Annotated in this window: 21 protein-coding genes; 17 read left to right on the top strand and 4 right to left on the bottom strand. The window is 62.7% G+C overall.

All coding sequences use genetic code 11. The features are described from left to right. From AC1DUR_RS03075 to AC1DUR_RS03050, 6 genes are read left to right on the top strand one after another with little or no spacing between them, the layout of a single operon-like run. On the top strand, positions 1-522 hold the full coding sequence (locus AC1DUR_RS03075; RefSeq protein WP_477721168.1) for a GlcG/HbpS family heme-binding protein: 522 nt from the start codon (positions 1-3) through the stop codon (positions 520-522). Continuing rightward, the gene (locus AC1DUR_RS03070) at positions 479-1,726 is read left to right on the top strand and encodes an acetamidase/formamidase family protein (RefSeq protein WP_477721167.1); all 1,248 of its coding nucleotides are present in this window, start codon (positions 479-481) and stop codon (positions 1,724-1,726) included. Before AC1DUR_RS03075 ends, AC1DUR_RS03070 begins: the two co-directional genes overlap by 44 nt. Then, complete coding sequence (locus AC1DUR_RS03065; protein ID WP_477721166.1) at positions 1,726-2,601, top strand: ABC transporter ATP-binding protein; 876 nt, start codon at positions 1,726-1,728, stop codon at positions 2,599-2,601. The genes AC1DUR_RS03070 and AC1DUR_RS03065 overlap by 1 nt, the downstream gene beginning before the upstream one ends. Continuing rightward, complete coding sequence (locus AC1DUR_RS03060) at positions 2,598-3,452, top strand: ABC transporter permease (RefSeq protein ID WP_477716606.1); 855 nt, start codon at positions 2,598-2,600, stop codon at positions 3,450-3,452. The genes AC1DUR_RS03065 and AC1DUR_RS03060 overlap by 4 nt, the downstream gene beginning before the upstream one ends. Before the next feature lie 37 nt (positions 3,453-3,489). After that, a complete protein-coding gene (locus AC1DUR_RS03055; RefSeq protein ID WP_477716607.1) occupies positions 3,490-4,536 on the top strand; it encodes an ABC transporter substrate-binding protein in 1,047 nt (348 codons plus the stop codon). 7 nt (positions 4,537-4,543) lie between these two features. After that, positions 4,544-4,873, top strand: coding sequence for an NIPSNAP family protein (locus AC1DUR_RS03050; protein ID WP_477721165.1), 330 nt, complete (start codon positions 4,544-4,546; stop codon positions 4,871-4,873). On the opposite strand, the gene AC1DUR_RS03045 is transcribed toward AC1DUR_RS03050, so the two are convergent. Beyond that, on the bottom strand, positions 4,864-5,718 hold the full coding sequence (locus AC1DUR_RS03045; RefSeq protein WP_477721164.1) for a helix-turn-helix domain-containing protein: 855 nt from the start codon (positions 5,716-5,718) through the stop codon (positions 4,864-4,866). The genes AC1DUR_RS03050 and AC1DUR_RS03045 overlap by 10 nt on opposite strands. Before the next feature lie 181 nt (positions 5,719-5,899). On the opposite strand from AC1DUR_RS03045, the gene AC1DUR_RS03040 reads away from it, so the two are divergent. From AC1DUR_RS03040 to AC1DUR_RS03010, 7 genes are all read left to right on the top strand, one after another. Then, a complete protein-coding gene (locus AC1DUR_RS03040; protein WP_477721163.1) occupies positions 5,900-6,664 on the top strand; it encodes an alpha/beta fold hydrolase in 765 nt (254 codons plus the stop codon). A gap of 6 nt (positions 6,665-6,670) precedes the next feature. Next, on the top strand, positions 6,671-7,588 hold the full coding sequence (locus tag AC1DUR_RS03035; RefSeq protein WP_477721162.1) for an alpha/beta hydrolase: 918 nt from the start codon (positions 6,671-6,673) through the stop codon (positions 7,586-7,588). Continuing rightward, complete coding sequence (locus AC1DUR_RS03030; protein WP_477721161.1) at positions 7,585-8,631, top strand: Ldh family oxidoreductase; 1,047 nt, start codon at positions 7,585-7,587, stop codon at positions 8,629-8,631. The genes AC1DUR_RS03035 and AC1DUR_RS03030 overlap by 4 nt, the downstream gene beginning before the upstream one ends. A 36-nt stretch (positions 8,632-8,667) precedes the next feature. Then, positions 8,668-9,639, top strand: coding sequence for a Bug family tripartite tricarboxylate transporter substrate binding protein (locus AC1DUR_RS03025; RefSeq protein WP_477716613.1), 972 nt, complete (start codon positions 8,668-8,670; stop codon positions 9,637-9,639). 60 nt (positions 9,640-9,699) lie between these two features. Continuing rightward, the gene (locus AC1DUR_RS03020; RefSeq protein WP_477716614.1) at positions 9,700-10,479 is read left to right on the top strand and encodes an SDR family NAD(P)-dependent oxidoreductase; all 780 of its coding nucleotides are present in this window, start codon (positions 9,700-9,702) and stop codon (positions 10,477-10,479) included. Further along, complete coding sequence (gene fahA, locus AC1DUR_RS03015) at positions 10,479-11,798, top strand: fumarylacetoacetase (protein WP_477721160.1); 1,320 nt, start codon at positions 10,479-10,481, stop codon at positions 11,796-11,798. Before AC1DUR_RS03020 ends, fahA begins: the two co-directional genes overlap by 1 nt. Before the next feature lie 77 nt (positions 11,799-11,875). Continuing rightward, complete coding sequence (locus AC1DUR_RS03010) at positions 11,876-12,430, top strand: VOC family protein (RefSeq protein ID WP_477721320.1); 555 nt, start codon at positions 11,876-11,878, stop codon at positions 12,428-12,430. 73 nt (positions 12,431-12,503) lie between these two features. Here AC1DUR_RS03010 and AC1DUR_RS03005 read toward each other — a convergent pair whose 3' ends face one another. Further along, positions 12,504-13,427: a LysR family transcriptional regulator gene (locus AC1DUR_RS03005; RefSeq protein ID WP_477721159.1), complete on the bottom strand. Its 924-nt coding sequence runs from the start codon at positions 13,425-13,427 to the stop codon at positions 12,504-12,506. 157 nt (positions 13,428-13,584) lie between these two features. Here AC1DUR_RS03005 and AC1DUR_RS03000 point away from each other — a divergent pair, with 157 nt between their 5' ends. The 3 genes from AC1DUR_RS03000 to AC1DUR_RS02990 all read left to right on the top strand — a co-directional run bounded on the left by AC1DUR_RS03000 (position 13,585) and on the right by AC1DUR_RS02990 (position 16,656). Beyond that, positions 13,585-15,039, top strand: coding sequence for an N-acyl-D-amino-acid deacylase family protein (locus tag AC1DUR_RS03000; protein WP_477721158.1), 1,455 nt, complete (start codon positions 13,585-13,587; stop codon positions 15,037-15,039). A gap of 61 nt (positions 15,040-15,100) precedes the next feature. Next, entirely contained in the window at positions 15,101-16,243 is a 1,143-nt protein-coding gene (locus AC1DUR_RS02995) for a DSD1 family PLP-dependent enzyme (protein ID WP_477721157.1), read from the top strand. Positions 16,244-16,278: 35 nt separating this feature from the next. Continuing rightward, complete coding sequence (locus tag AC1DUR_RS02990; protein ID WP_477721156.1) at positions 16,279-16,656, top strand: RidA family protein; 378 nt, start codon at positions 16,279-16,281, stop codon at positions 16,654-16,656. Between the two features lie 28 nt (positions 16,657-16,684). On the opposite strand, the gene AC1DUR_RS02985 is transcribed toward AC1DUR_RS02990, so the two are convergent. Continuing rightward, complete coding sequence (locus AC1DUR_RS02985) at positions 16,685-17,800, bottom strand: DSD1 family PLP-dependent enzyme (protein WP_477721155.1); 1,116 nt, start codon at positions 17,798-17,800, stop codon at positions 16,685-16,687. A 28-nt stretch (positions 17,801-17,828) separates the two neighbouring features. Beyond that, positions 17,829-18,797 (bottom strand): Bug family tripartite tricarboxylate transporter substrate binding protein, encoded by a 969-nt coding sequence (locus AC1DUR_RS02980; protein ID WP_477721154.1) that lies wholly within the window; start codon positions 18,795-18,797, stop codon positions 17,829-17,831. A gap of 209 nt (positions 18,798-19,006) precedes the next feature. Here AC1DUR_RS02980 and AC1DUR_RS02975 point away from each other — a divergent pair, with 209 nt between their 5' ends. Then, complete coding sequence (locus AC1DUR_RS02975) at positions 19,007-20,311, top strand: cytochrome-c peroxidase (protein ID WP_477721153.1); 1,305 nt, start codon at positions 19,007-19,009, stop codon at positions 20,309-20,311. Positions 20,312-20,324: the final 13 nt, after the last annotated feature.

Below are 20,324 nucleotides of genomic sequence, written 5' to 3'. Positions count from 1 at the left end.
ATGACAAAAATCATTCCCACCATCTTGCTTCTGGGCCTGCAGCTAGCCGGCGCAATAGCGTACGCCCAACCCGAACGCGGTGTGATCGCCAACGCAAACCTGTCGCTGGAGCAGGCCACCGCATTGATGCAGTCAGCCTTCACCTTTGCAAGGCAGAAGAATACCGCCGTCACCGTGGTGGTAGTCGATTCCGGCGGCCATGTGATTACTGGAGCCAGGATGGACGGCATGCCTTTTGGCACCTTCGATGTAGCGCGCGGCAAAGCAATTGCCAGCGTTGCGACCGGAGGGGAGTCTGGAAAGGCGCTGATGGAGCGCTACAAGGCCAACCCGATCGTCTTCGGGCAGATCAGCTCGCTGAGCTACGGCGGCCCCATGTTTCCTTCGCAAGGCTCGTTGCCCATATTCATCAACGGCCTCCTCGTGGGCGCGGCGGCCGGCAGCGGCGCGTCGAGTCAGTTCGACGAAGACGCGGTGCGTGCTGGCATCGCTGCCATCGGCGCATCGTCAACCCGCCCCTGAACCTTACCAAGCCATACCAACCATGCAAAGCCAAACCTCTTGCAGCGTGTCTCAAGATACGCTTGAAAACGCAGCCCGCTCACTCGACATTCCGGATACAGGACGACGACACCTTCTGCGCGGCGCAGCGGCGGCACTTGTTTCCCCTCTCGCCGGCTGCACCGCAGCCGGCCGTGCATCCCTGGTTATCGACGAAGCGCCCACGCCAGGCAGGACACACGTTGTTGAATCGAATTCGAAAACCGTTACCGTCGGCCTGCTCGACCCCAAAGCCGCCCCTGCGGCCCTCATCGATTCTGGCGACATCGTGTCTTATCCAAACACGTGGCTAAATTGGGCCAACGAGCCGCGCTACGGCATGTCGTTCGCCGAGCGCGAGCCGATCCGCCGCCGCTATCCCAACGGCCCCTACTCGAACATCGGCCCCGTTGTGATCCGCGGTGCCGAGCCCGGCGATTTGGTCGAAATCCGCACGGTACGTGCACGCCCGATCGAATGGGCATGGAATTCCTCGCCGGCCAACGTCGGCGCCATTCCCGAGGACTTCAACAAGCCTTACCTGAGATATTTCAAGTTCGACGCGGATCGCAAGAGCGTGGAGTTCGCGCCCGGCATCCGGCTTGAGTTGCATCCCGGTCAAGGGCTCTTTGCTACCCAGCCGCCCGGCGACAGCCCGGTCAGCGGCATCCTGAACGGTGCCTATGGCGGCAAACTCGGCCTGCACGAACTGGTCGAAGGCACCGCGCTGTTCCTGCCCGTGTTTCATCCAGGCGGCCGCTTGTGGACCGGCAACTCCCATGCCGTGCAAGGCGATGGCATGGTCAACCAAACCGCGATGGAAACTGCGATGGAAGACCTGCGCATCCAGTATGTGCTTCACAAGAAGGTGACCATCGGCCTGCCGCTGGCCGAAACACGGACACACTGGATAGGGGTGGGATTTGGCAAGACGCTGGACGACGCGCTTGTCAACGCATTGCGCGGCATGCTCGATTGGGTCAGCACCGCACTGTCTATGGACCGCGCCGACGTCTATTCGCTGTTCAGCCTGGCAGGCAGCTTCCGGGCAACAAAGTTCGCGCGCCAGCGCGGCTCGGTTTATACCGAAATGCCGGCGCAGACCATGCACGCCATGCTGCCCAAAAGCATCCTGTCGGCGCCGCTGGCAGAGAAACTCTCCCGCTCATTGCGCAGGCACGCCTGATGTTCATCCCGGACGCCATGAACGCCGTGACACAAAACCCAGTGCCTCCACGCCAACTCCCGATGGCCGATCCGCGCGCGCCCGCGCGCACGCCGCAAATCATCGCCCGTCATCTCGGCAAGGAATTCATCTCCGGCGGCCGCAGCGTCGTTGCATTACAAGACGTCAACATCGTGATCGAGCAGGGCCAATTCTGCTGCATCGTCGGCCCCTCGGGCTGCGGCAAGACTACCCTGCTGCGTGTCGTCGCGGGCCTTGAGACGCATACGTCAGGCGAGCTCAGGCTCGCGCATTTCAACCAGACGAAGCCGCTTCTGTCGATGGTGTTCCAGGAACAGTCGATATTTCCGTGGATGACCGTCGAAGGCAATGTCGAGTATGGCTTGCGTATGCGCAAGGTGCCCAAGGCCGAGCGCCGGGACACAGTACGGCACTACCTCGACAAGGTAAGCCTCACACAGTTTGCCGGTTCATATCCCCACCAGTTGAGCGGGGGCATGAAGCAACGGGTCTCTATTGCCCGCGCGTTCGCCAATGACCCGGAAATCCTGTTGATGGACGAACCGTTCGCGGCACTGGACGAACAAAATAAGGCGATCCTCCAGGAAGAGCTGCTGCGCATCTGGGAAGAGTCGCGCAAAACGGTGCTTTTCATTACTCATTCGATCGACGAGGCGCTTGTACTCAGCGATCGTGCGCTGGTGATGACCGCACGGCCCGGAACGCTGAAGGCAGACATCGCCGTACCTCTGCAACGCCCGCGTGGCGCCTACGAGATTCGATCAAGCCCTGGCTACGCCGAACTGAATGAGCGGCTGTGGAAAGAACTGCGCGAGGAAGTGATGAACACCCGCCCACAAAAAGAAATCGCATGAGCACTTCAAAAATAATGGCCCTCCCGGCGTCAACCCCGCAGATCGAAGTGCGCGCATCGTCACGCCTGGTCGTTCGCAAGGTATCGCCGGCGGCCATCGAGCGCATGGTTGCCATTGTGGCTCCGCTGCTGCTGCTTGGATTGTGGGAAGCGCTGACCCGCTCCGATGTTCTGGACCAGCGTTTCTTTCCTGCGCCCTCTTCCATCATCGGCACGTTCTACCACATGACCTTCAACATGCCATGGGACAACTCGCTGACCTACCACGTACTGGTCAGCCTGTCGCGCGCGCTCATTGGCTTTCTTCTTGGGGCGATTCCGGCCATGGTGATCGGCGCGATCATGGGGCTGGTACCCATCGTACGGGCTGCCGTACAACCCATCGTCGGCGCGCTGTTTCCGATTCCAAAGGTAGCGATCCTGCCCTTGCTGATGCTGATCTTCGGTATCGGTGAAGAATCAAAGTGGGCCATCATCGCCATTGGTGTTTTTTTCCAGGTATTGATCGCGACCGCCGCTGGCGTCGCCAACATAGACCGCATCTATCTGGACGTCGGCGCCAATTTCAAGGCCGGGCGCATCGCCACCTACACCACGATCGCGTTTCCCGGTGCGCTGCCCCTGATCGTGGCAGGCCTGCGGCTGGGCTGGGGTTCTTCACTTTTGCTGCTGGTGACCGCCGAGATGGTGTCGAGCCAATCGGGTATCGGCTTTTTGATCTGGCGTGCCTGGCAACTGATGACGGTGGAAGACATGTACGTTGGCCTGGTCGTGATCGCATTCATCGGTATCACGTCGTTCTGGCTGATCGATGCACTCGAATCCCGCCTGCTTCCGTGGAAGCGCCGCTGAGGCGCCTGCAGTCAACAACGTCCTCAGGAGTCAAGACATGAACACCAACATGAACACGAAAGCGTTTTCACGCCGCACGCTGATGGCAGCATCGACGGCCGCGCTCGCGCTTTCACATCTTTCCCTTCGGGCTCAGGCTGTCACGCGCACCCCGCTTTCGCCACCGGTCAAGCTGCGCGTGGGCATCATTGCCGCGATGTTCGATGCCGTCTCGATCATCGCGGCCGAGAAGGGGTACTTTCGCGAGGAAGGCCTGGACGTCGAGATCAAGGCCTTTCCTGGCTCGGGTGAAGCCGCCCAGGCGCTGGCCATCGGTGCACTTGACGCGTTGGCGAGCGGCCCCAATCCCATGATCTTCAACTCGCGCAGCCGCAACATCGATCTCACCATTGTCGCGACGGCCGGCCAGCATTCGCCGAACCACGGCTCCATCAGCTTCGTCATGCGGCGCGACCATGTCGAGAGCGGTCGTTACAAGACACCTGCAGACTTGAAGGGTATGAAGCTGGCATCGGGCCTGGCCGCGCCCAGCAGCTGGTTCGTCTCGCAACTTGCACTGCAATCCGGCGTGACCGAGAAGGAATTCGACATTGTCCAGTTGGGCCTGCCCAATGTCATCGCCGCGCTGGGCAACAAGTCGATAGACGCCGCATGCATCAACGAGCCGCATGCCACTCTGGTGCTCAAGCGGATCAATGGCGTGCGCATCATGTCCATGGACAAGTTCCGCCCGAACTTCCCTAACGGCTATCTGATCTATGGACCTTCATTGATGAAGACCAACCGCGAGGCCGGGCGTCGCTACATGGTGGCGTACATGCGCGCGCTACGCGACTATCGCCAGGCCTTCATCGAACCGGGCGCGAAAGGCTCGCCCGAAATTACGGCACAACTGAAAAAATACAACATGGAGATGTTGCCCGAAACACCAATGCTCGACTTCCCCGCGAGCGGCGCCCCATCGTTCGTCGCGGTGGACGAACTGATCCAGTGGCACCTGAAGATGGGGAATATTCGCGCCGTCCCGGACCTGAAGGCACTCACGGACGAAAGCTTCCTGCAATACGCTCGCACACAGGCTTGAGATCGACATGCTGATCGAACAACGCACATACACCCTGGAGCCTGGCAAGATGCGCCAATACCTGGCGACCTACGAGAAGGAAGGGTTGGAAATACAAAAAACCATTCTGGGCCACTGGCTCGGTTGCATGGTGACCGAAATCGGCCCGCTGAACCAGGTGATCCATCTCTGGGGATTCGACAGTTTCGAGGACCGCCTGGCACGCCGTGCGCGGCTCATGGCCGATCCCACATGGCAGGGCTACCTCGCCAAGGTCGCGGGGCTTGCCGTGCACCAGGAAAACCGCATCCTGCTTCCTGCGGCGTTCTGGAACCCGCCGGCCGCGGCTCAGGCCTGATCGGGCGAAGCCTGGCTCAGCATCCCGCGCTTGAAGTCGCTCGGCGGAAAACCGATGTGCTGCGCGAAGAAGCGGGCGAAGTGGCTCGGCGCCGAAAACCCCAGCTCATCCGAGACTTGGGTGACCCGTGAATTCGGATCGGACAGCATGCGGGTGGCCAGCGTCATGCGTTCCCAGTCCAGGTATTGCTGCGGCGAAGCGCCCAGGCAATTCTTGAACTGCTCGAAAAAGCGCGAGCGCGACAGGCCTACATGCGCGGCCGCGTCTTCCAGGCTCGGGTTGCTGGCCGCATTCTCACGCATGAAGCGCGTGGCGCGCATGATGCGCGCGTCCATGGGCCGCTCGGCCAACAGGGCCTTCTTCGAAAACTCCTGGTCGCAATAGGCCACAGCCACTGCACGAACGAGATCCCGCAGAATAGGCGTGCGTTCCTCATCCGACATTTCGAGGCCCGACGTCATGCTGATCGCAATGCGCACGACGCATTCGCGCACCTCTGGCGACAGTTGCACCAAAGGGGACGGAAACATCTTTGCGCGCGGCGGTGATTGCACGCCCAGTACCTGCGACATCCACGGCCCGTTCAGCAGCGCCGTCAACACCAGCGTGGCGGCGCCGTGGCTGTTGAGCTTGGCATGCGGCTCCCAGGGATTCACAAAGATGGCGTTATCGTCGCTCAGTTCGAATGTCGCGCCATTGACCTTGAACCCCGTGTCGCCACCGCCAATTTTGAAGATGAAGTTGTATTCCGAATGCGCGTGTTCGACCAGGTCGCGCGCGGTAAGGTTCAACGTGATGCGGCCGAACTCGCCCTGCATAACCGACGACTGGCGTGCGTCTTTCATCTCGATCTCCTGCGCGGGAGAAAAGAATCGGACGATTTGGTAGAACGCCGGCATGGCGCGTTGTGCATTTTGGGCTTTCTCTGACTACAGTACGTAGCTCAACGAACTGAGGCCGACATTCTAGGCATGCGGCCACCCACAGGTCAATGCGGGAATACGTGAGACAACAAGCGAGGAAGATATGGCGAACAGCGTCGTAACGGTGGGCAACGGGCCAGTCAAGGTCCTGGCCCTTCATGGCTGGTTTGGTTGCGCGGAAGGATGGGGACCCTTCGTCGAGGTGATCGACAAACGGAAATTCACCTATGCATTCATGGATTGCCGCGGCTACGGCGGATCGATGCACCTGCAGGGCAACTACACGATCGCGGAGATTGCGTCGGACGCCATCGCGGTTGCGGACCAGCTGCAATGGGACCGCTTCTCGCTGCTCGGCCACTCCATGGGCGGCAGTGCAATACAGCACGTGCTCGCAGATGCAACGCCGCGAGTGCGCGCCCTGGTGGCCGTGACGCCGGTGCCGGCCAGTGGCGTGTCCTTCGACGAAGAAACCTGGAGTCTCTTTTGCAGCGCGGCAGCCAACCCGCAGGCGCGACGGGCCATCCTGGACGGCAGCACCGGCAGGCGCCTGTCGGGCCACTGGCTCGACAGCATGGTGCAGCGCTCATGGGAACGCTCGAACCAGGACGCATTCGCGGCCTACCTGAACTCGTGGGCCAGGACCGACTTCTCTGGCCGGATCGCGGGCGCGAAGCAGCCCATCAAGGTCATCGTCGGCGAAAACGATCCCGGCCTGACCGAGGAGGTCATGCAGCAAACCTATCTGCGCTGGTATCCCAACGCCGAGCTTCAGGTCATGGGCAACGCCGGGCATTACCCGATGGATGAGACGCCTGTCGCCCTGGTTACGAGCATCGAAGAATTTCTCTTGCGCACCAATACATAAGTATCCATGCAACAAAACATCCGCTTCCCATCCGACGGCTTGATGCTGTCGGGAATTCTCAGTATGCCGGGCGAGCAGGCCAACGACGTGCCATGTACCGCTCATCCCATCGTGGTGCTGCTACACGGATTTGGCGCCAACAAGGAGGATCAAGTCCTGGCGATCACACACGCCCTGCTCGACAAGCTCGGTTATGCAACCCTGCGCTTCGACATGCGTGGCTGCGGCGAAAGCGAAGGCGAGCGGGCCAGGGTGTTGTGCGAGGACCAGGTGCGTGACACGCACAACGCCGTCACATGGCTGCTCTCAAACACCAACGTCGATGCCAGCCGCATTGTTGTGCTCGGCCACAGTTTCGGCGCAGCCATCGCCGTGTACGCGGCGGCCACCGACAAACGGATTGCTGCCTGCGTCTCATCTGCGGGCTGGGGCGATGGTGCGAGCAAATTCCGCGAGCAACATCCCTCGCCCCAGGCATGGGCGAAGTTCACTTCGATGATGGAGGAGGGCCGCGCGCGAAGTCGGGCCGGCGAGTCCATGCGCGTCTCGCGTTTCGACATCGTACCCATCCCGCCGCACATGCGCGCAGGGCTGCCGCCGGGCGCGTTCCTGGATTTTCCGTACGAGGTCGTCGAAAGCATGTTCCGCTTCCGGCCCAACGATGTTGTGGCACAGATCGCTCCCAGACCCTTGCTGCTGTTGCATCCGTCGTTTGACTCGGTCACACCGACCACCCAGTCGATCGAGCTGTTCCGGCACGCCAAGATGCCCGTCGACCTTCACCTGTTTGCAGGCATCGACCATTTCATTTTTGACGATGAGAACGCCATGACATTTAATCTCCTGCGCGACTGGCTTGCGAAGAACGTGGCCGGGCAAAACGAGACCCACCAAGTGCTGACCAGCGAAGGCAGTGGGCAATGACCACCCCCGCTCAGGTGGATCACCGCAGGCTGCATCACTTCGCCGCCACACTTCTCGGGGCAGCCGGGCTGGATCCTGTGCAGGCCACACAGGTCGCGGACGTGCTCATCTGGGCGGACTTGCGCGGCACCGGCTCACACGGCGTGTCCAGGCTGCCCCTCTACTTACATTGGCTCGCGTCTGGCGAGATGCGACGCGACGCAAGTGTCGAAGTGGTGCTGCAGTTGCCCGCCCTTGCCGTGCTCGACGCGGGCCGGGGCCCCGGTGCCGCGGGCATGGCAAAGGCCGTCGAGCAATCCACCGAGCTGGCGCGCGACTGCGGAGCGGGCGTTGCAATCCTTCGCAACACAACGCACACCGGTGCGCTGGGCTACTACACCCACGCCATCGCAACGCAGGGTTTGGTGGGATTGGCCGTCGCGGCGTCCGGCCCGATGATGGGCTACCACGGCGCTGCAAGGCCAGCGGTTTCCACGAGCCCGATCTCCGTGGCTGCCCCGAGGGGAGACGGCCTTGCACCGCTCGTTTTCGACATGGCAACCAGTGTGGTCTCGCTTGGCAAGCTGATGCAGGCACGCAAGGTCGGCCAGCCTATACCGATGGGTTGGGCGCTCGACGCCTACGGCCAACTCACTACCGATGCCGATGCGGCCGTGACGCCGGCACCCCTTGGCGGCCCGAAGGGTTCCGGGCTCGCGCTGATGGTCGAAGTGCTGGCCAGCGTGCTTTCAGGAAACCCGATTCTCGCGCCCGCGCTCTCGGCGCCCCCGGGTTCGCAGCCTCATTTTCAGAATGCATTCGTGCTCGCACTCGATGTGGCGCGCATCGACGTCGGCGGCCACTTCTTCGGCAACATGGATGAGCTGGTTGCGCAGATCAAGAAGCTGCCAGTGGCCGATGGCGCGTCCGAGGTATTGCTGCCAGGCGAACGCGGCACCAGTGAATCCCGGAGCCGGCAGGCTGGCGGCATTGCGCTGCCATTGGCCGTGCGAGATGAACTGGCACTTGCCGCACGCGGCCTCGGCGTTGAGGTGCCTTGGTAGGCATTCGCGTCTTCTTCATTTTTTCAGGTCACCATCATGCATTCCATAGTCTTGCTCTCCCGTCCGCTAAAGGCCGCATGTGTTTCGCTGGCGATCGCCGTTTGTGCATGCGCCTCGGCCCAGACGTTTCCGATCAAGCCCCTGCGAATCATTGTGCCCTTCCCCGCTGGCGGGGCGCAGGACATTCTCGCTCGCACACTGGCGGATGGCCTGTCTACACGCTTGAAGCAACCGGTCATCGTGGAAAACCGTTCAGGCGCAGCGGGCAACATCGGTGCGGAGGCGCTGGCAAAGGCTTCGCCTGATGGATACACGCTGGGCATCCTCAGTGGCGTGCATAGCGCCAACGCCGCCTTCTACCGCAAGCTGCCGTACAGCTTCGAGCGCGATTTCGTCCCGGTCAGCGCCATTGGCGACTCGGCCGTGCTTCTTGTCGCGTCCAACCAGGCACCGTTCAAAACCGTGGGCGAAATGCTGGCGTACGGCAAAGCCAACCCCGGCAAGATAAATTTCGGCAGCACGACAAGCCTCACCATGGACTTGCTGAAAGTGCAGACCGGCGTGGACGTGACGATGATCACCTACAAGGGTCTGGGCGAGGTGTTGCAAGACCTGATGGGAGGGCGGATAGAACTCGGCGCGGGTCCATCACCGCAACTTATTCCCCTGATCAAGGAAGGAAAAATCAGGGCGCTCGGATTGGCGAGTAGAAAACGCATCACCGAACTGCCCGGCGTTGCCACCGTGGCTGAAACCATCGGGGGTTATGACGCGGGCATGTGGTATGGCCTGTTCGCTCCAGTTGGCACGCCCGCTGCGCTGGTGTCGCGCATTGCGCACGAAACCGGGCAGGTACTTTCCTCCAAATCCACCCGCGAAAAGCTGCTCACGCAAGGAATTGACCCCGACTTTTCGGTGGCATCGCCGCAGGTCATTGGTGACCGCATCCAGACCGAAATTGCACGTTGGCGCAGAGTTGCTGCGGCAACAGGCAACTATGCAAATTAATGCATTACCTCCATCCGATGCCAATTCACAAAAAAAAAAGCAGATGCAGGAAGCGAAGCCATGAGCATTTCAGAATTTAAAGTACCTCAAAGGCTGGACGGTAAGGTTGCCGTCGTCACAGGAGGAAGCAGCGGCATTGGCGCAGCCTGTGTTCAAGCGTTGGCCGCTGAGGGTGCCAGCGTCGTGATCGGCTACCACCTGGGTCGAGACCGGGCTGAGGCACTGCGTGCGCAATTGCCAACGCAAGGCCCTGAACAGGTGCACAGCTTGCTGCACATTCCCCTTGGTGACAGTACTGCGCACGCTGAAGTCGCGAGCGTCCTGCGATCCACAGTAGGCAAGGTAGATATCCTGGTCAACTCCGCAGGGTTCACCCGGCGGATTGCGCATGCGGACCTGGATACCCTCGATGACGTGCTGTTCAACGAGATTCTCATTGCCAATGCCGGAGGGCCGTTTTCCATTATCCGTGCACTGCTGCCACTGTTGCGTGGGTCAGGAAATGGGCTGGTGGTCAACGTGTCATCGATATCGGCCTTCACCGGATCGGGCAGCAACATTGCCTATTGCGCAGCCAAGGCGGCGCTGGACACCATGACAGTCTCACTGGCACGCGCGTTTGGACCTGCCGTGCGCTTTCTCTGCGTGTCCCCAGCGGCCGTGGATACAGGCTTTGTCGAAGGCAGAAGCCACGCGGAACTGGAGAAAAAAGCAGCCCAGACGCCACTCGGGCGCATTGTGACGCCCGAAGATGTGGCACTAGCCGTGCTCGCCTGCGCGACACACCTCAAGACAGCAACCGGTACGCGCATCATTGTGGACGGAGGGCATAGGCTGTGATGAGCCTGAACCGTACCCATGATCCCGCCTTGCGCAGTTGGGTGGCTTCAGCCAACATCGAAGGCGTTGACTTCCCCGTCCAGAACCTGCCATTTTGCGTATTCCGCAGAGAAGAAGACGAGCCCGCGCGTTGCGGTGTGGGCATTGGCGACAGCATCCTGGACATTGGCCGTTGTGCAGACTTGTTCGAGGGTGCTGCGTCGCAGGCTGCGGTAGCCTGCCAGGCATCCTCGCTCAACGCCTTGATGGCGCTTGGCCTTGATCCCGCCTCCGCGTTGCGCGCCAGGTTGTCGGAGCTCTTGAGTACAGGCCACACCATGCATCGCGACTTGCTGACCAGAGCGCTGCTGCCCATTGCAGCCGTAGACCTGGTTTTACCGGTGCGGATTGGCGGCTTCACGGACTTCTTCGCCTCTGTGCACCACGCAACCAATGCGGGCCGCTTGTTCCGGCCGGACATGCCACTCTTGCCAAACTACAAGTATGTGCCGATCGCCTACAACGGCCGCGCGAACAGCGTCCGAGCCAGCGGAATTCCTGTACACAGGCCGCGCGGCCAAATCAAAATTCCCGACCAAGCCGTGCCAGTCTTCGCACCGGCACAGCGGTTGGACTATGAGGTGGAGCTCGGGATGTACATCGGTGAAGCGTCGGATGTGGGAAAGCCGGTCAACGTTAAACGCGCACCGTGCCACATCTTTGGTTTTTCGCTGCTGAACGACTGGTCAGCCCGTGACATCCAGGCCTGGGAATACCAGCCGCTCGGCCCATTCCTGGCCAAGAGTTTCGCGACCACCGTGTCGCCCTGGGTGATCACGGCTGAGGCCTTGGCGCCGTTTCGAACGCCGGCGCTGGTGCGCGCCGCGGATGACCCGCAGCCACTGCCGTACCTGTACGACGCGCAGGACCAGCGCGAAGGCGCGTTGGATATCCAGATCGATGCACACCTGCGCACCGCGCAGATGGCGGCTCGGGGTTTGCCTGCCAGGCGGCTGTCCCGCTCCAACGCGTCGACGCTGTACTGGACATTCGCCCAAATGGTAGCGCACCACACCAGCAATGGCAGCGCACTGGATGCCGGCGACCTGCTTGGCTCCGGAACGATTTCAGGCGCAACGGCTGACGCGCTGGGCAGCCTGCTGGAAATCACGTCAGGCGGCGCAAAACCCTTTGCACTGGACACGGGCGAGCAGCGGACCTTCCTTGGCGATGGCGACGAGATCGTGCTCACCGGCTGCTGCGAGCGGCCAGGGTACGCACGTATCGGTTTCGGCGAGTGCCGGGCCACATTGCTGGCGTGCACACCCGAACAGCATTAAGCCTCCGAAGAGTCCAAGACCACGACCACGACCAATCGAAACAACGGATCCCGTCACACACTTCAAAGGAGATCACTATGCTATGCAAAAAACTTCACCACGCGGCTTTCCGCTGCAGGGATGCAGCCGAGACAACCGCTTTCTATACCGAGGTGCTCGGCCTCAAGTTTGCGCATGCCATGGGTGAGGACCATGTGCCCTCCACTGGCAAGTACAGTCCCCACGTGCACATTTTTTTTGAAATGGAAGACGGCAGCAATATTGCCTTTTTTGAATGCCCGCAAGATCCTGGGAACATGAAGGACCTTGCTTCGCCAGACTGGATTCAACACTTTGCCTTCGAGGTTGAAAACGTGCAGGCCCTCAATGACGCCAAGTCCAGGCTCGAAGCCCACGGACTGACCGTTGTCGGGCCCACCAACCATGACGACATCATGCTGTCGATCTATTTCTTTGATCCGTCCGGGCACAGGCTCGAATTGACTGTCCGCACCTGCGATCCGGCGCGGGCGGCCAACTTTGAAATCGAGGCACCAAAAGTACTGCAAATCTGGAACCAGACGCACGACTGGTCGCAACGAGATAAGGCGTTTGGTTCGATGGCAGGTTATGCGCGTCAGATGGGGCCGTGACGGTTCGGGGTCAACTTGTCAATCTGGTCACCGCACTGCCGCCCGCCATGGCGGCGGCCGTGCCCTGAAGGGTTCACCCCGCGCGCGCCGCCTTGCGCCAGGGCGGCACGGGTTGAAAGCGCGCCTGCAGGAAAGCCAGAAACAGCTTCACCCGCGCTGACACGCCGTGGCGCTGCGGAATCAGGGCGACGATGTCGGCGTCGGGCAGGCGCCAGCCGTCGAGCAGGCGCACTAGGCGGCCCGATGCGAGGTGCTCGGCCACGTCCCATTCCGAACGCATGATGATGCCCTTGCCTGTCAGCGCCCACTGCCGCGTCACATCGCCGTCGTTGCTGCTCATCGCCGGTGCGATGCGCACCGCCGCGTCGGTGCGGCCCTTGCGGAAGCGCCAGAGCGAAACGTCCTCTTCGTTTTCCCGCAGCACGAGGCACTGATGGCCGGTCAAGTCCTCCGGCCGCAGCAGCGGCGCATGGCGGGCCAGGTAGTCGGGCGAGGCGCAGAGGATGCGGGTGTTGGGCGCAATCGGGTAAGCGACCATGCTGGAGTTGGCCAGATCACCGATGTGCACGATCAGGTCGAACCGGTCGGCCTCGGCGGCGGGGGGCACATCGCTGAGCGTCAGCGCGACCACCAGCTTCGGGTGTTGCGCATGAAAGTCGGCCAGCGCCCCGGCCAGGTGCTGCCTGCCAAAGCCCAGGGGGCCGCGCACATGCAGGGTGCCGGCCACTTCGCCGGAACGCGCGCGCAGGCTGTCGATCAGCGCATCGAGTTCGGCCAGCAGGGTGAGGGCCTTGGTGTAGAACAGCTCGCCCTCGTCGGTCAGGCTGAAGCGCCGGGTGCTGCGCTGGACCAGCTGAACGCCGAGGCGGTTTTCGAGTTGCCGCAGGCGCTGCGAAACGGCCGACGCGGTGACGTCCATGCGCCGTGCGGCTTCGGCCAGCGCGCCGCTTTCGGTCAGCGTGACAAAAAAACGCAGGTCGGTGGTGTCGCTGGACATTCGTTAAGGCATTCGTTAAGCATCCGTCAATGCATCCGTTGAAGCGCCGCTGAACCATTCGTTAAAACATCTTAGGTCAAGTGTTAGCACTGTTCAGTAATTCTACGCAATAGTGCTACTAAACTGAAGTCTCCGCAACCCAGCGCCGAGGCAAAACATGAGCGAGCATTACGACATCCTGATCCGCAACGCCGCCATTGTTGACGGAACCGGCGCCGCCCGTTTCAGTGGCGATGTGGGCATTCGCGGCGACCGCATTGCGCACATTGGTGACCTGCGCGGTGCCAGCGCCACCACCGAGATCGACGCCGCCGGCATGGTGCTGGCCCCCGGCTTCATCGACGCCCACACCCACGACGACCGGCTCATGCTCTCCGGCGGCGACATGGCGCCCAAGGTCAGCCAGGGCATCACGACGGTGGTCGGCGGCAACTGCGGCGTGTCGCTGGCCCCCATGCCGCGGCCCATTCCCGACCCGGTGACACCGCCGCTGAACCTGCTGGACGGCACCGGCGCGTGGTTCCGCTTCCCCGATTTCGCCAGCTACCTGGACGCCTTGCGTGCCCAGCCGGCCGCCACCAACTGCGCCATGCTGGTGGGCCACACCACGCTGCGCGTGGCCACCATGGACGACCTGACACAAGCGGCGAGCGCCGGCGAGATCGATGCGATGCGCGCGCTGGTCGAGGAAGCCATGCAGGCCGGCGCCATCGGCGTGTCGACCGGCCTGTTTTACGAGCCATCGATTGCCGCCCCGACCGAAGAGGTGATTGCCATCTGCGAGCCGCTGCGCGCGCACGGCGGCGTGTACTGCACCCACATGCGCAACGAGGGCGACGATGTCATCAAGTCGCTGACCGAGACCTTCCGCATTGGCCGCGAGGTGGATGTGCCGGTGGTGATCTCGCACCACAAGGTGGTCGGCGTGAAGAACTATGGCCGGTCGACCGAGACGCTAAAGTTCATTGCCGACAACATGGCGCTTCAGCCAATCTGCCTGGACTGCTATCCCTACCCGGCCTCGTCCACCATTTTGTCGGCGCACCGCGCGGTCAATGCCACGCGCGTGACCGTGACCTGGTCGGAGCCCATGCCGGAATGCGCCGGCATGGACCTGGCCGACATCGTGGCGCAGCAGGGCGGCACGCTGGAGGAAGTGGTGGACCGCCTGACCCCGGCCGGCGCGATCTACTACATGATGGACGACCGCGATGTGCAGCGCATCCTGCAGTTCGACCAGACCATGATCGGCTCGGACGGACTGCCGCACGACGAGGCGCCCCATCCGCGCCTGTGGGGCAGCTTTCCACGCGTGCTGGGTCACTATGGCCGCACGCTGGGCCTGTTCACACTGGAAACGGCGATCCACAAAATGACGGGCCTGACCGCGAAGAACTTTGGCCTGGCGGGACGCGGCCTGGTGCAGGAGGGCGCTTTTGCCGACCTCACGCTGCTCAACCCGGACACGGTGAACGAAGGCGCGACCTTCAAGAAACCGATTGCCCCGGCCATCGGCATTGACACCGTGCTGGTGAACGGCCAGATCGTCTGGCGCAACGGCCAGCCCAGCGGCGCCCGGCCGGGCCGGGTGCTCAAGCGCGAAACCCCATGACGCACACAACACACAACACACAAGACACAAGACACAAGACATCTTCCGGACTGCAGCCCGCATGAATACCAGCCCCTTTGAGAACCTCGAAACCCCCGCATTGCTGCTCGACACAGCGCGCATGGACCGCAACATCGAGCGCATGCGGGGGCGCATGACGCGCCACGGCGTGCACTTCCGCCCGCACGTCAAGACCAACAAGTGCATGGACGTGACGCAGCGCCTGCTTGACGCCGGTGCGCGCGGCATCACCGTTTCCACCCTGCGCGAGGCCGAATATTTCAGCGAGCGCGGCATCACCGACATCCTGTACGCAGTGTGCCTGTCGCCCAACAAGCTGGCGCATGCGCTGCGCCTGCGCCGGCAGGGCGTCCGGCTGACGGTGATCGTGGACAGCGTGGAGATGGCGCTGCAACTCAATCCCGAAGGCCTTCAGGGAAGTGACCGGCTGGATGTGCTGATCGAGATCGACTGCGACGGACACCGCTCCGGGGTTCAGCCCGACTCACCCGCGCTGCTGGCCATTGCCGACGCGCTGCAGTCACAGGGACTGGCGGTGGGCGGCGTGATGACCCACGCCGGCGACTCCTACATCTGCCGCAGCACCGAGGCCATCGTGGCCATGGCCGAGCAGGAACGCGCCGGCGCCGTGCAGGCGGCGAGGCGCCTGCGCGCGGCCGGCCATGCCTGCCCGGTGGTCAGCGTGGGCTCCACGCCGACCGCGCTGTTTGCCGAAAACCTTGACGGCGTGACCGAGGTGCGCGCCGGCGTGTTTGTCTTTTTTGACCTCGTGATGGCCGGCCTCGGCGTCTGCCGTACCGACGAGATTGCCCTGTCCGTGCTGACCACAGTGATCGGCCACCAGAAGGACAAGGGCTGGACGGTGACCGATGCGGGCTGGATGGCCATGTCGCGTGACCGGGGCACGTCCCGGCAAAGCATCGACCAGGGCTACGGCGTGGTCTGCGGCGTCGATGGCGCTCCGCTGGAAGACCTGATCATGGTCGATGCCAACCAGGAGCACGGCATCATCGCCCGCCGGCCGGGTAGCACGGCGGGCCCGGCGCCCTTCCTGCCGATTGGCAGCCAGCTCCGCATCCTGCCCAACCATGCCTGCGCCACGGCGGCACAGTTCCCCTGTTACCAGGCACTGGACGGGGAGCAGCGGCTCGCCGGCACCTGGCAACGCTTTTACGGCTGGTAGGCGACGGCCCGACGGCCATTTGGAGACAGACTGCGATGAAACTCATTTCCTCTGCGCAGGTGCCGGCACCCGGCGGCCACTATTCACATGCGGTGGAAGCCGGCGGCCTGGTGTTTGTCTCGGGCATGCTGCCGTCCGGCAACAACCAGCCGCCCGCGCCCTTCGAAGCCCAGGTGCAGTCGGCGCTGGACCACTGCAGCGCCGTGCTGGCTGCGGCGGGTTGCGGTTTCGATGATGTGGTGCAGTCCACGGTGTACCTGGTGGGCGTGGAGCACTGGCCGGACTTCAACCGGCTGTACGCCGAGCGCTTCGGCAGCCACCGTCCGGCGCGGGCCGTGGTGCCGGTGCCGGCGCTGCACCACGGCTTCCTGGTCGAGATCCAGATGGTGGCCGAGCGGCCAGGCCGGACCTGAGCCCAGCCCGCCCCCCGACGGACTCATTTCAGAGCAGCGCACCGCGCGCGGCGACCGGCCACAGCGCCTCGACACGCTGGCCGCGCACACACACCAGTTCGTCGTAGAGATTGACAGTCGGGTCGCAATGGCCGGGCACCAGCCACAGCGTGTCGCCCAGGGACAGGGCGGCGGCATCCGGCGTCAGAATGACGCCGTGCTCGTCGGCGGCCTTGGCGTAATGCAGCTCGGGCCGTTTCCAGACGATGGGCAGGCCCGAATCGACGCTGGACGCCTTGAGGCCGCTGTCGACCACGGCGCGCTCGGCGCTGGGCCGGCTCATCACGGTGGTCTTGATGAACAGCGCATGTTCAAACGCGACATCGCCTTCGCCGCGCTGGTTGTCACCATAGTCGCGGTCCATGAACACATAGGAGCCGGCCTGCAGTTCGTTGTAGACGCCCGAGTCCCGCTCGTGCAGGAAGGTGCCCGTGCCCGCACCGGTGATGCGCTCCACCGCGATCCCGCAGGCTTCAATCGCCGCCAGCGTCTGGCGCACCCGCTGGACGGCGCCTTCAATGGCCTGGGCACGTTCCCGCGGCGTGCGCAGATGCTGCGCAGGGCCGTGGTAGCACTGCAGCCCGGCAAAGCGCAGGGGCGGCGACGCGGCCACCAGCCTGGCCAGCTGCGCGGCCTCGGCCCCCGGCGCCGCGCCGCAGCGGTGCGCGCCCACGTCCACTTCCACATACACATCCAGCATGACGTCGTGCGCTTGCGCGGCCACCGCCAGCGGCGCCACCTGCGCCGGGTGGTCGACCAGCACGCCCAGGTGCGCGGCGCGCGCCAGCTCCATCAGGCGGCCGATCTTGGCCGGGCCGACCACCTCGTTGGTGATCAGCACATTGCGCACACCGGCCGCGACAAACACCGCCGCCTCGCTGACCTTCTGGCAGCAGACGCCGACGGCACCCAGCGCGATCTGGCGCAACGCAATCTCGGGGCACTTGTGGCTCTTGGCGTGCGGACGCAGGCGCACCTTGCTGCCATTGAGGGCATCCGCCATGCGGTGCAGGTTGCGTTCGAACGCGTCCAGGTCCAGTACCAGCGCGGGCGTGTCCACCGCGTCCAGCGAATCGCCGGGCCGTGCAGCCTTCCATGGCGTCATGGGTTTCTTTCCGGGCGGTGAGCAGGCATCAATCCACCTTCGCGCCGGAGAACTTGATCACGCGGGCCCACTTCTCGGTTTCACGCCGGGACAGCTCGCGGAACTCCTCGGGCGTGCTGGGGTCGGTTTCCGAACCCAATACCCTGAAGCGCTCCTTGACGGCCGGGTTGGCCAGTGCCGTGCGGATCTCCGTATTGAGGCGCGTGACGATGTCTTTGGGCATGTTGGCCGGCCCGATCAGGCCGCCCCAGGCCACCACCTCGAAGCCCGGCACGGCTTCCGCGATGGTCGGGATCTGCGGGTAGGTGCTGGAACGCCGGTTGTCCGAAATGCCCAGCGCCCGCACACGGCCGGCCTGGGCGTGCGGTCCGGCCACCGGCGAGTTGATCATCATCAGCTGCACGCCGCCGCCGATCAGGTCGGTGACGGCCGACGTCGCAGCCTTGTACGGCACATGCAGCATGTAGGTGTTGGTCATCGACTTGAACAGCTCCACGCCAAGGTGGGCCGTGGTGCCGTTGCCGTCCGAGGCAAAGGCCAGCTTGCCCGGGTTTTTCTTCGCATAGGCGATCAGTTCCGGCACGGTGCTGGCCGGCACGCTGTTGTTCACCACCATCAGGTTGACCACGCGCACCGCGTTGGAGATCAGGGTCAGGTCCTTGTCAATGTCATAGGGAATGTTCGGCAGCAGCGAGCGGTTGGTGGCCAGGGACACCACGTTGCCATACGCCAGTGTGTAACCATCCGCCGGCGAGCGCACCAGGTCCATCGTGCCGATCACATAGGAGGCGCCCGGCTTGTTGTCGATCACGAACGGCACGCCCATCTGGACCGACAGCTGCTGGGCCAGTGCCCGCATCAACACGTCGGGTGCGCCCCCCGCCGCCGACGGCACGATCAGGCGGATGGGCTTGTCCGGGTAGGCGGCCTGGCCGGGCAGGGCGAAGGCCGCGAGCGCGGTGAAAAAGATGCTGGCTAACAGGGATTGGCGACGCATTGTTCGGACTCCAGGAGGTGAAAGCAGAGCTGATGCAGCAGGCTGGAAAGCCGCATGGGCGCGGGCTTTTCAGGCGAATTCATTCTAGGACCGCGTCTGCTGAATGTCGCTTACCCAGGCTACAGCTAGAGTTAAGCAGGACTTAGCAATGCGCCCGCTTTGGGGGCATGCATGCATTCAGTTCGATTCAATTCGATTCAGTTCGGTGCGTGGGCACGGACCGCGAGCGGTCACGTCGGCCAGCCTTTCCCCACCCCCACATCGGCGGCACGCGGGTGCTGAAACAGGGTTGTTTGGGCCCGGATTTTGTCCAAATCGGTTTCAAATCGGCTTTTTACCCAAGGAAGACAGGCACAAGGAAACGTTTTCTTGCACAATGTTCGCAAATTGCTCACAAATACAGCCAGGCAGAAAACAGCTTATCAAGTACACGGCCGATAAGCCGCGAAGTGTGTTTGATCCGTATTGAAGACGACGCCAGCAACACTGGCAAGGCAATAGGGATGGGAAAAAAAAGAACGACGACCATGTCTGCGGTCCGTACAACCATGCAAACCACGACATCGAGCATGTTGAAGCTCGTGATCGTCATGGCCGTCTGGGCATCCCACCCCGCCGCTGCGGCCTTGCTCGATGAGCCGATCCAGCCGATTCCACCGACCCTGAAGCAGGATTCGGCTCGCACCGAAATCGGACGCCTGCTGTTTCGCGATACACGCCTGTCCGGCAATGGCCGCGTGTCTTGCGCCAGCTGCCACGATCTGGGCAAGGGCGGCGGCGACGGCCGCGCGCAGTCAATTGGGCTGCATGGCGGGCTGACCGGCGTCAACGCCCCGACGGTGCTCAATGCCGCGCTCAATTTCAAGCAGTTCTGGAATGGCCGTGCCGACTCGCTGGAAGCACAGATAGATCACGTCGTACAGAACCCGATTGAGATGGGTTCGAAATGGGAAGACGTCGTCCAGAAAGTGTCGCAGGACGCCAAATACAAGAGCGCATTTGCGGCGGCCTACAAAGACGGGGTCACCAAGGCGAATATCCAGAACGCCATCGCGACTTTCGAGCGAACCCTGATCACGCCAAATTCGCGCTTTGACAAATTTCTGCGTGGTGACGCCAATGCCATTTCCGCCGCCGAGAAAACCGGATACGCAAAATTCAAGCAGTATGGATGCGTCGCCTGCCACCAGGGCGTGAATGTGGGCGGCAACATGTTTCAGAAGTTTGGCGTCATGGGCAACTACTTCGAGAAGCGCGGCAATCCGACGCAGGCCGACCTTGGCCGTTATCTCGTCACCAAGGTGGAAAGCGACAGGTACGTCTTCAAGGTGCCCAGCCTGCGCAACGTCGCGCTGACCGCGCCCTATTTCCACGATGCCTCGGCGAAGACGCTGGAAGATGCCGTTGACATCATGTTCAGGTACCAGCTCGGCCGCGTCGCCTCCAGGGAGGACAAGGATTCCATCGTCAGGTTTCTGGGCACACTGACCGGCGAACTGGACGCAAAGCCGTGAGAGTGTCCAATCG

The organism is Polaromonas sp. P4_F4, from assembly GCF_056401355.1.
Note: the sequence above shows the minus strand (reverse complement) of the source record. Positions and strands in the feature narration are given on the sequence as shown.